Source organism: Amycolatopsis sp. NPDC051903 (assembly GCF_044452505.1).
Classification (GTDB): Bacteria; Actinomycetota; Actinomycetes; order Mycobacteriales; family Pseudonocardiaceae; genus Amycolatopsis.
The window spans coordinates 620,850-633,219 of sequence record NZ_JBITBT010000001.1; the positions used below are offsets into that span (position 1 = coordinate 620,850).

At 70.0% G+C, this 12,370-nt stretch carries 11 protein-coding genes and 1 pseudogene; 7 read left to right on the forward strand and 5 right to left on the reverse strand.

The window, feature by feature from the left end; translation table 11 throughout:
- Positions 1 to 129 precede the first annotated feature (129 nt).
- From ACIA77_RS03145 to ACIA77_RS03155, 3 genes are all read left to right on the forward strand, one after another.
- Complete coding sequence (locus ACIA77_RS03145; protein ID WP_395884088.1) at positions 130 to 1,221, forward strand: adenosine deaminase; 1,092 nt, start codon at positions 130 to 132, stop codon at positions 1,219 to 1,221.
- A 120-nt stretch (positions 1,222 to 1,341) separates the two neighbouring features.
- A complete protein-coding gene (locus tag ACIA77_RS03150; RefSeq protein ID WP_395884089.1) occupies positions 1,342 to 2,550 on the forward strand; it encodes an MFS transporter in 1,209 nt (402 codons plus the stop codon).
- Between the two features lie 854 nt (positions 2,551 to 3,404).
- Positions 3,405 to 3,596, forward strand: a complete 192-nt coding sequence (locus tag ACIA77_RS03155) for a helix-turn-helix domain-containing protein (RefSeq protein ID WP_395884090.1) — start codon at positions 3,405 to 3,407, stop codon at positions 3,594 to 3,596.
- Positions 3,597 to 3,980: 384 nt separating this feature from the next.
- On the opposite strand, the gene ACIA77_RS03160 is transcribed toward ACIA77_RS03155, so the two are convergent.
- Complete coding sequence (locus tag ACIA77_RS03160; protein WP_395884091.1) at positions 3,981 to 5,225, reverse strand: primosomal protein; 1,245 nt, start codon at positions 5,223 to 5,225, stop codon at positions 3,981 to 3,983.
- 155 nt (positions 5,226 to 5,380) lie between these two features.
- On the opposite strand from ACIA77_RS03160, the gene ACIA77_RS03165 reads away from it, so the two are divergent.
- Entirely contained in the window at positions 5,381 to 7,885 is a 2,505-nt protein-coding gene (locus ACIA77_RS03165; protein WP_395884092.1) for a DEAD/DEAH box helicase, read from the forward strand.
- A gap of 465 nt (positions 7,886 to 8,350) precedes the next feature.
- Positions 8,351 to 8,482, forward strand: a complete 132-nt coding sequence (locus ACIA77_RS03170; RefSeq protein WP_395884093.1) for a hypothetical protein — start codon at positions 8,351 to 8,353, stop codon at positions 8,480 to 8,482.
- 18 nt (positions 8,483 to 8,500) lie between these two features.
- Here the strand turns inward: ACIA77_RS03170 and ACIA77_RS03175 are convergent, their stop codons facing one another.
- From ACIA77_RS03175 to ACIA77_RS03185, 3 genes and pseudogenes are all read right to left on the reverse strand, one after another.
- Positions 8,501 to 9,127 (reverse strand): hypothetical protein, encoded by a 627-nt coding sequence (locus ACIA77_RS03175; RefSeq protein ID WP_395884094.1) that lies wholly within the window; start codon positions 9,125 to 9,127, stop codon positions 8,501 to 8,503.
- 54 nt (positions 9,128 to 9,181) lie between these two features.
- A complete protein-coding gene (locus ACIA77_RS03180) occupies positions 9,182 to 9,481 on the reverse strand; it encodes a hypothetical protein (protein ID WP_395884337.1) in 300 nt (99 codons plus the stop codon).
- A gap of 528 nt (positions 9,482 to 10,009) precedes the next feature.
- A pseudogene (locus tag ACIA77_RS03185) lies at positions 10,010 to 10,252 on the reverse strand (NAD(P)-binding domain-containing protein); the annotation flags it as partial.
- 68 nt (positions 10,253 to 10,320) lie between these two features.
- Between ACIA77_RS03185 and ACIA77_RS03190 the strand changes: the two are divergent.
- Complete coding sequence (locus ACIA77_RS03190; RefSeq protein ID WP_395884095.1) at positions 10,321 to 10,632, forward strand: winged helix-turn-helix transcriptional regulator; 312 nt, start codon at positions 10,321 to 10,323, stop codon at positions 10,630 to 10,632.
- Positions 10,633 to 10,707: 75 nt separating this feature from the next.
- On the forward strand, positions 10,708 to 11,322 hold the full coding sequence (locus ACIA77_RS03195; protein ID WP_395884096.1) for a LysE family translocator: 615 nt from the start codon (positions 10,708 to 10,710) through the stop codon (positions 11,320 to 11,322).
- Here ACIA77_RS03195 and ACIA77_RS03200 read toward each other — a convergent pair.
- Positions 11,314 to 12,297 (reverse strand): sugar-binding transcriptional regulator, encoded by a 984-nt coding sequence (locus ACIA77_RS03200; RefSeq protein WP_395884097.1) that lies wholly within the window; start codon positions 12,295 to 12,297, stop codon positions 11,314 to 11,316. The two genes, ACIA77_RS03195 and ACIA77_RS03200, sit on opposite strands and share 9 nt — an antisense overlap.
- Positions 12,298 to 12,370 lie beyond the last annotated feature (73 nt).

Consider the following 12,370-nt stretch of genomic DNA (forward strand, 5'->3'; position numbering starts at 1 on the left):
CGGTAAGACGGGATAACGAGCCCGTTACCCGGATGGCCGATTCCTTCCTTGATCGTCAAAGCTGAGGGTTGCCTCGACGCCGAGCGTTACCGCCATGTAGGGGAATGACAGCGAGACTACCGTTGGTGCATGTCAGACGTAACCCCGCTGAGCGCAGAGACCCTGCGCCGCGCCCCCAAGGTGCTGCTGCACGACCACCTGGACGGCGGCCTCAGACCGGCCACCGTCGTCGAGCTCGCCGACGCGACCGGCTACGACGCCCTGCCCACCACCGATGTCGAGGCGCTCGGCCGCTGGTTCCGCGACGCCGCCGACTCCGGCTCCCTCGTGTCCTACCTGGAAACCTTCGCCCACACCTGTGGGGTCATGCAGACCGAGGAAGCGCTGGTCAGGGTTGCGGCCGAAGCCGTGGAAGACCTCGCGGCCGACGGTGTCGTCTACGCCGAGGTCCGCTACGCACCGGAGCTGTTCGTCGAACGCGGACTGTCACTCGATGCGGTGGTCGAAGCGGTCCAGACCGGTTTTGCCGAGGGAACACGCCGCGTGGCCGCCGCGGGCGGTGCGATCCAGGTCCGCACGTTGCTCTGCGCGATGCGCCAGCACGCCCGGGCGCTCGAGATCGCCGAGCTGGCGGTGCGGTACCGCGACTCGGGCGTCGCGGGCTTCGACATCGCCGGCCCCGAGGACGGCTTTCCGCCCACCCGGAATCTCGACGCATTCGACTATTTGCGGCAGAACAACGCGCATTTCACCATTCACGCGGGTGAGGCATTCGGATTGCCGTCGATTTGGGAGGCCATCCAGTATTGCGGCGCGGAACGGCTCGGCCACGGCGTGCGGATCGTCGAGGACACCAAGACCGATTCGGACGGAACCGTCCACCTTGGACGGCTGGCGAGCTACGTCCGGGACCGCCGCATACCGCTGGAGATCTGCCCGACGTCCAACGTCCAGACGGGCACGGTCGCCTCGTTCGCCGACCACCCCATCGCACAGCTCGCCCGCCTGCACTTCCGGGTCACGGTCAACACCGACAACCGCCTGATGAGCGGGTGCACCATGACCAGTGAATTCACGGCCCTGGCGACCACGTTCGGGTTCGGTCTCGATGATCTTCGCTGGTTCACGATCAATGCCATGAAATCCGCGTTCCTCGATTTCGACTCCCGGCTCGCGTTGATCGACAACGTCATCAAGCCCGGGTACGCCGCACTGGCCTGACCCCCGCGCCACGGAACGCGACCGCCCCGAAGGCGGTTGCGTTCCTTAGCGTGCGTCAACTAAAGTCCACGATGTAGGAGTTACTTCTCAAAATGTGAGACGGTGAGAACATTGGCGCAGGTGGCGGCAAGGTCGAGAGCGCAGGAAAAGGGGAGTTCTCGACGGTGGCTCATCCTCGCCCTCGGCCTCGCCGCCCAGACGTCCAGCTGCGCCTTCCTCTACGGCCTGCCGTTCCTCGTCCCCGCGATGCGGGCCGCCGAAGGTCTGACGCTGGCCGAAGCGGGCACCGTCGTCGCCGCCCCCAGCATCGGGCTGCTGCTCACCCTGATCGCGTGGGGTGCGGCTGCGGACCGTTACGGAGAGCGGCTGATCATGGCGCTCGGACTGGGTGCGTCGGGATTACTCCTGGTGTACGCCGCGCTGTGGAATCACCCGGTCGGGTTGCTCTTTGGCGTGTTTCTCGTAGCCGGAGCGTGCACGGCCTCCGTAAACGCCGCGAGCGGCCGCGTGGTCATGGGCTGGTTCTCGAAGTCCGAGCGCGGCATCGCCATGGGCATCCGGCAGACGGCGCAGCCGCTGGGCGTCGGGGTGGCCGCCGTGGGCCTGCCGCCGCTGGCCGCGCGCTGGGGTTTCCAGGCGGCAATGCTGCTGCCGGCCGCGCTGGCGATCGTCGTGGCGCTGCTGGTGGCGGTGTTCGTGCAGGACCCGCCGCGGCCACCGCGCGCCGCGCCGGGTTCGGAGAAGCCGCCGTCGCCGTACCGCAAGCCGTGGCTGTGGCGGGTGCACGGGGCGAGCGCGCTGCTGGTCGTGCCGCAGTTCGCGGTGTCCGCGTTCGCGCCCGTCTACCTCGTGTCGCAGCACGACTGGACCCCGGCGCAGGCCGGCGTGTTCCTGGCGGTGGCGCAGGTGCTCGGCGCGCTGGGCCGCCTGGCGTCGGGCTACTGGTCCGACCGCGTCGGCAGCCGGCTGCGCCCCATGCGGCAGCTCGCGTTCGCCAGCTGCCTGGTCATGCTCCTCGTCGCGGCCGGCGACGCGACCTGGCTGTGGCTCGTGCTGGCCGCCCTGGTCCTCGCCGCGATCATCACGGTCGCCGACAACGGCCTCGGCTTCACCGCGTCGGCCGAGCTGGCGGGCGTCGCGTGGTCCGGCCGCGCGATGGGCACCCAGAACACCGCGCAGAACATCGCCGGAGCGCTGACGCCACCCCTGCTCGGCCTGCTCATCGGAGATACGCGGTACGCGCTGGCCTTCTGCGTGGTCGCGATCTTCCCGGCGCTGGCCATCGCGGCGGTGCCGGTGCGGGCGGAGCGGGAGGTCGAGCACCGCTGAGTGGGCCAGGTCGGCGGTGAGGTGGCTTCCTGTGGTGGGCCGGATGTCGCGCACCGCCGACCGGGGGTTGCTGCGGGGCTGCTTCCTCTGGTGGGCGGGGCGTTGTGCAGTGCTGACCGGGGTGGGTTGGCGGCGGGTTGCTTGCTCCGGTGGGCTAGGCGTCGGGTACGGCCGACTAGGGCGGGTTGGCGGCGGGGCCGCTTGCTCCGGTGGGCCGGATGTCGGGTACGGCTGATTAGAGCGGGCCGGCAGCGGGGCCGCTTCCTCCGGTGACCAGGACGTCGCGCACTGCTGACCGGGAAGGGTTGGCGGTGAGGTGACTTTCTTCGGTGGGCGGGATGCTGCGCACGGCCGACCAGGGTGGGTTGCTGCGGAGCTGCTTCCTCCGGTGACCAGGACGTCGCGCACCGCCAAGCAGAGCGGGTTAGCGGCGAGGTGGCTTCCTCCGATGGGGAGGGCGTTGAGCACCACCGACCAGAGCGGCTCGGCTGCTTCATCCAGCTGTCCACACTGCGTCCGAGTTGTGGACAGCTTGACCCGTTCACGGCTTTGATCACGGTTTTTGTCGGTGGTCGCGGATACGATGGACTCGGGGGCGCCCCTCGAGAGAGGCGGTCTCTGGGGGCGTTGCAACACCTGAGTTGTTCAGGAGTTGCGCGGATGTCCGGAACGGGACCGAGCGTCGGCGGGCAGACCTCGAAGCCCTGCTTGGCGCGGCCGGGCTTTGCCGGCGGTGTGGGCGGCCGGTTTGCGGTGGTGTGGAAGCGGCTCGGCAGGTGGGGGTCAGCTACCGGACCGTGAAACGCTAGCGGGCCGTCTCGGCCGCTGCGCCGGTAGTGCCGGGCGTACGGGTAGTGGTCTCGTCGCGGTTTCTGAGCCTGGGCGAACGGATCCGGATCACCGATCGGGTCCGCCGGCCCGGGATGTCGCTGCGGACGATCGCCGCTGAGCTGAACCGGCCGGTCTCCACGATCACCCGCGAAGTGCGCCCGAACCAGCAAGGATGGTACCGACCAGCCCCACGCTGCCCACGAATTCGCCGCTGAGTGTCGCGCTCGCCCGAAGACAGGCAAGCCGGCCGCGGATGCGGTGTTGCGAGCGATCGTGCGGGCCGGGCTGGAGGCGGAGCCCGCAACAGATCGCCCGCAGGTGCGCCGCGATCACCTTGACCGGTCGGAGCGGCAGGTGACCTGCGAAACCATCTGCCAAGCCCTCTGCCCGCAGGCCCGAGACGGTCTGCGCCGTCAGGTCGCCGCCTGGCTGCGCACCGACCGCATCACCCGCCAACCGTCAGTCCGGATCAGCGGCGGCCGCGGATGGTCACCGACACGAGCATGATCAGAAACGCCGGAGGGCGGGGGTGTGCCCCGCCGACGAAGAAGGCCACCCACGGGAAACCTCGCGGGTGGCCTTCAGTGAAACGAAGTGGTTCAGACCACCGTGAGGCGATTCTCGAAGTCCTCCACCAGCTTGCGCCAGGCGCTCTGCTCCGTGTCGAACGGGGCGCTCGGCTCGAGGCGCGTGGGGTCGGGCCGCAGGACGAAGGAGACCAGCCAGCCGAGGCTTTCGTTCTGCGAGAGGGCGACCTCGACGGTGTCGTCGCCCGCCCAGTCGGCCGCGTCGGTGATGAGCTCGACGGCGAGCTCGAGCTGGTTGGGGTCCATGGACTCCGGGCCCTCGGCGATGTCGTCGTCGATGCCGGTGAGGACGTAGGTGTTCTCGGCGTCGACCTCGAGTTCGAGGTCGCCCGTGGTGGCCTTGGCCACGACCTCGTCCCAAGTGGACACGTCGGCGATGTCGGTGTCGGCGAGGTCCTTGCCGTCCTTGATGGCCGCGAGGAGCTTCTTCTCGGACGGGAACACGTCGATCTCGCCGTCGCTGCCGAGGAAGATCGGCTTGTCGTCGAGGTAGCAGCGCAGCGTGTAGTACTCGGCGCCCGCCGTGACGATCTTGATCGGGTCGATGCCGACCTCGCCCCAGAAGCCGACGGGCTCGTCGTCACCCTCGTCGTCCGAAGCGGAGTCCACGGCCTCCAGGTCCTCCGGCTCGGCGGCCTCGGCCTCGGCGGACTCCTCGTGGAACGCGGCCAGCTCCTCGGCCGTCTGCTCCAGCACCGCGGCGTCGACGTCGGGCACGGTCACGATGCCGTCGATCGCGTCGAGCACGATGTCCCACTTCTCGGACACCGCCTTCGACAGGTCGTTCCACAGCGCCTCGCCGTCGCGGCCGGTGAACGGCAGCCGGCCCTGCTCGAGCAGCGAGAAACCTTCGTACGCGTCGAGGACCTCGTGCACCTCGTCCAGCTCGCACACGTCGGCGAGCGACCGGACGATGCCGACGATCTCGGCGAGCTCACCGATCGTCCACGAATCGGGCTCCTCGGCGACGAGCTCGGGCACACCGACGAGGTCGTAGGAGTGGTCGTCGTCCGGGATCAGCTCAGGCACGTTCAGCGCCGGCACCGCGTCCCACGCGGGGTGGTCGAGCAGGTCGTGCTGGTCGGACGTGCGCACGAAAGCGGCCAGGTGAGCGGCGTCGGGGAAGGCGTACAGGTCGTCCTCGTCGCCGAGGAACGCTTCCCACTCCTCGCCGTCCTCCCGCCACCGCGGAGCCCACAGGGTGACCACGTCGCCCTGCGGCAGCCCGAGCTCGATCGGGATGATGTCCTGTGCCATTCTGCGAACCCTCCGGAGTACCGCCCGTGGACGCGCGCCTGCCCGGAAGCATCCCCCGGTCGGTGCGCGGTACCGCGAAGCCTACGGGTTGGGGCAAGCAGCCGCGATCGCCCCTGGAGAACTGGCCGCCGCGGGATGGCACGATGGGCACCGCGATGACACTCACAGACCTCCTGCCAGCGGATCCCGACCCCGACGCCCTGTTCGAAGCCTTCTCCACCTGGACGGCCGAACGGGGCATCCAGCTGTACCCGGCGCAGGAGGAGGCGCTGATCGAGGTCGTCTCGGGGGCGAACGTCATCCTGTCGACCCCGACCGGGTCCGGGAAGAGCCTCGTGGCCGTGGGCGCGCACTTCACCGCGCTCGCCCACGGTCGCCGCAGCTACTACACGGCGCCCATCAAGGCGCTGGTCTCGGAGAAGTTCTTCCAGCTCATCGACATCTTCGGCGCCGACAAGGTCGGCATGATGACCGGCGACTCCAGCGTCAACGCGGACGCGCCGATCATCTGCTGCACCGCGGAAATCTTGGCGAACATCGCGTTGCGGTTCGGTGCGGACGCGCCCGTCGGCCAGGTCGTGGCCGACGAGTTCCACTTCTACTCCGAGCCCGACCGCGGCTGGGCGTGGCAGGTGCCGCTCATCGAGCTGCCGAACGCCCAGTTCGTGCTGATGTCCGCGACGCTCGGCGACGTCTCCTTCTTCGAGAAGGACCTCACGCGCCGCACCGGCCGGTCGACGGCCGTCGTGACGTCGGCGCAGCGCCCGGTGCCGCTGACCTTCCGCTACGCGCTCACGCCGGTGCACGAGACGATGTCCGAGCTGCTCAACGGCGGCCAGGCGCCCGTGTACGTCGTGCACTTCTCCCAGGCCGCGGCCATCGAGCGCGCGCAGACGCTGATGAGCATCAACGTCACCACCAAGGCCGAGAAGGAGGCCATCGCCGACCTGATCGGCGACTTCCGCTTCTCGGCCGGCTTCGGCAAGACGCTCTCGCGGCTCGTGCGCCACGGCATCGGCGTGCACCACGCCGGCATGCTGCCGAAGTACCGGCGGCTCGTCGAGACGCTCGCGCAGTCGGGCCTGCTCAAGGTGATCTGCGGGACGGACACGCTCGGGGTCGGCATCAACGTGCCGATCCGGACGGTCGTGTTCTCCGCGCTGACCAAGTACGACGGGGTGCGCCAGCGCCACCTCAAGGCGCGCGAGTTCCACCAGATCGCCGGCCGCGCGGGCCGCGCCGGGTACGACACCGACGGGTACGTGGTGGTGCAGGCGCCCGACCACGTCGTCGAGAACGCGAAGGCACTGGAGAAGGCCGGGGACGATCCGAAGAAAAAGAAGAAGATCGTCCGGAAGAAGGCGCCCGAGGGGTTCGTCAACTGGACGGAGAGCACGTTCGACCGGCTGATCGCGGCCGACCCCGAGCCGCTGACCTCCAGCTTCCAGGTCAGCCACTCGATGCTGCTGAACGTGATCTCCCGCCCGGGCAACGCGTTCGACCACATGCGCCACCTGCTGGAGGACAACCACTCCGACCGCCCCGCCCAGCGGCGACTCATCCTGCGCGCCATCGCGATCTACCGCGCACTGCTCGCCGCGGGCGTCGTCGAACGACTGTCCACACCGGACGCGGACGGGCGGATCGTGCGGCTGACGGTCGACCTGCAGTTCGACTTCGCGCTGAACCAGCCGCTGTCGCCATTCGCACTGGCGGCGGTGGAACTGCTGGACCTGGAGTCGCCTTCGTACGCGCTGGACGTGGTGTCCATCGTGGAATCCACCGTGGACAACCCGCGGCCCGTGCTGTCGCAGCAGCAGTTCAAGGCCCGGGGCGAGGCCGTGCAGGCGATGAAGGCCGAAGGCATCGAGTACGAGGAGCGCATGACGCTGCTCGAAGACGTCACGTACCCGAAGCCGTTGGAAGAGCTGCTTTCCGCCGCGTACGCCAGTTACCGCCAGGGCCACCCGTGGGTGGCGGACTACGAGCTCCGGCCCAAGTCCGTCGTGCGCGACATGTACGAGCGGGCGATGAACTTCGTGGAGTACGTGGGCTTCTACCAGCTCGCGCGCTCGGAGGGCCTGGTGCTGCGGTACCTGGCCGACACCTACGACGCGCTGCGCCACACCGTCCCGGACGAGGCGAAGACCGAGGCGCTGCAGGACCTCATCGAGTGGCTCGGCGAGCTCGTCCGCCAGGTCGACTCCAGTCTGCTGGACGAGTGGGAAGCCCTGCGCCACCCCGAGGAGGAGGGCCCGGTCTCGACGCGCCCGCCGGCGGAGCCGCCCGCCGTGACGCGCAACGAGCGCGCCTTCCGCGTGCTGGTGCGCAACGAGCTGTTCCGGCGCGTCGAGCTCGCCGCCCGGCGGAACTACTACGCCCTGGGCGAACTCGACGGCGGCGCCGGCTGGGACGCCGACGCGTGGGAAGACGCGCTGGCGGAGTACTTCGACGAGTACCCGTCCCTGGGCACCGGCCCCGACGCGCGCGGCCCGGCCCTGCTGCTCATCACGCAGGAACCCGACGTCTGGCGCGTGCGCCAGATCTTCGACGACCCCTCCGGCGACCACGACTGGGGCATCAGCGCGGAGGTCGACCTGCGTGCGTCCGACGAAGCGGGGTCGGCCGTGGTCCGGGTCGTGGACGTGAACCAGCTCTGACGGTTCCGCCGGGCGGCGGTTTCGAGGCTCTCGACGAGGTCGCCGGGCCGGTCGAAGGCGGCCGTGGCCCCGGCGCGGAGTGCTCCGGCCGTGGCTTGGCTGTGTGCGTTTGCCTTGGCCAAGCCGAAAACCGGCCGATCTGTCCACCTCGGCGATGGTGCGGACAGCTCGCGCCTGCGGGGTTGTCGGCTGTCGGCTCAGCGCGTGGGGAAGAAAGTGCCGGCGAGGCGGTTGGTTCGGAGCGGTGGTCATCGCGCCTCGTGGTTCGTGCTGCTTCCGGTTCCGGCGCGGCTCGAGAATGGCTGCGCGACCTCGGCGGAGCAGCCACCTTGGTCCGCCTGGAGCGCCTGGGCGGGCGGCATTTGCCGTGCTGGCGCGTCCGTTTGAGTGACGGTTGTCCGGACCCTGCGTGGGCGCCTCGGCCGGCCGCCTATCGTCGGCTGGCCTGAGGGAGAGGAGGGGACCGTGGCGGAGGACAAGACGAACAGCGGCGGTGACGTCGAAGCGAAGCCGGCCAGTGGTGGCGACGTGGAGGCCAAGCCGGCGAGTGGCGGGGACGTCGAGGCGAAGCCCGACAGCGGCGGCGACGTCGAGTAGCGCGGACCGCCGGCGGGGTCAGGCGAGAGCCAGGCGCCGCCGGCGGGAGCTGAGCAGGACGATGAGCATGATCAGCGAAAAGGCAGGCAAGGGGTAACCCAGCACCGACCCCACGCAGATGTCGAGCACCGGCGCCGCCACGGCTGCCACGAAGACCCACGTCGGCGCGGGGCGCGGTTTCGCGGTGGGGGACCAGGGCGTGCGCGACCACGGTTTCGCGACCGAAATCCAGGCCTGGAAAGCCAAACCGCCCGCCATGAGGCCTGCGCCGGCGGCCAGGCGCCACGAGGTGCTGCCCGTCGCGGCGGCGGATTCCAGCACGGGGGAGAGCACGAAGATCCCCGCGTAGAGCTGCACCAGCGTCAGGCCGAACTTCACGAGCACCCACCAGTGGCGGAAGAAGCCCCAGGCCGTGGCGCCTGCCAGGACCAGTCCGGTGAAGGCGGCGGCGTTCGCCAGGGGGGCGAGCAGCGTCGTGTCCAGCCGGCGGGACATCGACATCGCCGCGGCGCCCGTCGCGGCGTCGCCGGCGAGGGCGACGAGCGAGAGGGTCATGAGGGCCAGCGCCTGGCTCATCCACGCGATCGACGAAACCACGTGCAGCCACACCACCACCTGCCGCCACCGCGGCGAAGTCCTAGTCACAGCGACCACTCTCATCCACTGGAATCGGCGCCACATCGGGTGAAGACCCTGAAATCACCCGGAGACGAACGCCGTCCGCGCATCGAACCCGGCCTGCCACAACCCGATCGCGAACGCGGCCGTCGCCTCCAGCAACGCGGCGCGGCCCAGGTCACCCGCGGGCAGCGGAGTGCAGCCGACGTCCCGCACCAGCTCAGCCACCACCTCGACGGCCGCCGGATCACCGCACAGCGGCACCCCGAGCGGCCGCCCTTCGAACACCGGCGGGGCCATCCGCCACGCTTGCGCCGGCGCGAGGTTGAACGCCTTCACGATCAACGCACCCGGCGCCAGCGCCGGAAGCCTCGACGCCACCGGCGTTCCCGGCGGTGCCGGCGGTGCCGACGACGGACGGCCGGTCGCCACAACGGTTTTCGGCGTTGCCGCATCGGCCGAGTCCAGCGCCGGGGTTTTCGGTCGCGCCGCGGTGGCCGATTCGGGCGACGGAACCGGAAGTGCTGTGTGGCTTCCTGACGGTGCCGAGTGGTTCTCGGCGAGAGACGGAAGCCGAGGTGGTGGGAAGATTCCTGAGGTCGCCGCAGCGGCCGAGGTCGGTGAGGGTTCCGTGCCCAGCCGAGCCGACTCGTCCGGTTCCGGCACGCAGAGCCGAGATGCCGTCGGGTTTCCGGCCGAGGCCGCGGTGCCCGGTGCGAGCGACGGAAGCCGCGACGTCACCGGTGTTCCCGGCGTGCCTGGTGCCGACGACCGAAGGCCAGGCGCCGGGCACGTTCCCGGCGAAGCGGCGTTGGTCGAGGTCGGCGAGGGACGTGATGCCGACAGAGTTGATTCGTCCGGTGCCGTCGACGAAGCCGGAAGCTGTCCGCCAGGGGTGTTCGTGCAGTCGATCAGCACCGTTCCGTGCAGGGGAAGCCCGCGGAGCAACGGCAGTGCCGAAGTCGGCATCCCGAGCAGCACCGCGTCAGCCCAAGACGCGGCGCGAGACCAGGTCATCACCTCCGCCCCCAGCTCCCGGGCCAGCGCGGCCGTCCGTCCGGGGTCGCGGCCGGCGACAGCCAGAGAGTGGTGTGTCCAGTGCGAGCCCAGCGCCCGTGCCATCCCGCCGGTGCCGAAGAGGGCGATCCGCATGCCGAAGTCCTTTCGTAGCCTGGACCTCGACGCTACGAACCCCGTAGGAACCGAAAGGTAACCAACGCATGGACTTCCTCGCGGACTGCCGCACGCGGCTGGCGTTCGATCTGGTGGGGAACACGTGGAACCCGGTGGTCCTGTGGGCCCTGCGCAACGGCCCGAGGCGCCACGGGGAGCTGCGCACGCTCATCGGCGGGATCAGCGCGAAGGTGCTCACCGAGACCGTCCGCCGGCTCGCGGGGTACGGGTTCGTGACGCACCACAACGGCCACTACGCGCTCACCGAGCTCGGCGAAACCTTCCTCGGTCCGATCGAAGCGTTCGGTACCTGGACCGCCACGCACGGAGATCAAGTGCAGAACCCCGGGAAATCCTGAAGAGTTTCATCACAAACCCCACCCCTGCCGGACAACCGCGGGTTACCGTCCGCCGGACGTGAAGGAGGCGGCAGGGTGGTCGATTGGGCCGGGTTCGTCCCCGCGGCGGTGGTGGTTTCGCTGATCCCCGGGGCCAACCAGGTGCTCGGGCTGCGCAACGCCGCGCGGTACGGCGTCGGTGGTGCGCTGGTCGGGGTCGCGGGGCGGCTGGGGGCGTTCGTGGTGCTCGTGGGGCTGGTGGCGGCCGGCCTCGGCACCCTGCTGGCCGCGTCGGCGGAAGCGCTGACGGTGCTGAAGTGGATCGGCGTCGTATACCTGCTGTGGCTGGGGCTCAGCAGCATTCTGCGGGCGCGCCGGGAGATCGCGCAGACCGCGCAGGCAGCGCCGCGCAAGAGCGTGGCGGCGCTGGCCGCCAACGAGTTCGTCGTGGCGATCAGCAATCCGAAGGCGCTGCTGCTGTTCGCGGCTCTGCTGCCGCAGTTCACGACGGTCGGCAGTCCCGCCGCGCTGGCGGAGCTGGGTGCGGCGTACCTGGCGGTCGAGCTCGTCGTGGGGCTCGGGTACCTGCTGGTCGGCCGGGCCATCGGGGCGACGGGCATCCGCGCGAAGACCCAGCGCAAGGTCGACGCCGGCTCCGGGATCTGCTTCCTGCTGCTCGCCGGCGTCCTCGCGGCGGACGCCTCACTCTGACAACGGGCGCGCGGCCGCCAGTTCCAGCAGCGGTTCCGCGGCCGCGGTGTCGGTGACCAGCGTCGACACCATGCCCGAGCGCAGCACCGCGTCCACGGCCTCCGCCTTGGGCCGGCTGTAACCGATCGCGATCACCTCGGGCACGGCGAGCAGTTCCTCCGTGCTGATCGCCAGCACGTGGTGCGCCAGCCCCGTCGACAGCGCGTTGCCGGAAGCGTCGAACAGCCGCGCCGCGACCTCCGCCGCCGCCCCGCGCGCGGCGATGGCCGCGCGCTCCGCTTCGTCCAGCGCGTCGTACACCGTCGACTCGCCCGGCTGCCACGCGCCGATGCTCACGACGGCCTTGGTCAGCTTGCCGAACTGCCCGAAAGTCTCCGCGATGCCGGGCTGGTGGCGCAGGATCTCCGTCGTCCGCCGGTCCGGCAGCACCAGCGGGCCGAAGATCGGATAGGCGTCGCCGCCGGACACCGAGGTCACGCGGCTCACGGTTTCGACGGAGCGCCCGCGCATGTCCATCCCGGCCTGCACCCCGCAGAGCTGGACGATCGGGCAGCGCGGCAGTGACCTGATGGCCTCGGTCATCGCGTTGACCGACCGGGCCCACGACAGCCCGATCACGTCCGCCGGGCCGGCGATCTCCTCGAGGAGGTGAGCGGCGAGCGCCCCGACCTTCTTCCGCACGACCTCCCTCGGCTCCTTCGCGGCCGCTCGTTCGAGCACGAGCGCACGGTCCAGCCGGTAGGCGCGTCGCACCTCGTCGGACAGCTCGACGTCGATGGGTGCGGGCAGGTCGAACTCGACCCGCACGAGGCCCGTTTCCAGTGCGGTGTCGAGCAAGCGCGCCACCTTGAACCGGCTGATCCCGAACTCGCCGGCGATCTCCAGCTTCGAGCGTCCCTGCACGTAGAAGCGGCGCGCCATGGTGGCCAGCTCCAGGCTCTCCGTCAGCCGGGGCAGCCTCTTCGCTCTGCTCATATGAGCACTATAGCGCTCAATGTGCCCCGAAAGGTTGACGAAATGCCGAGAAAACACCTGTAATGCTTCCACC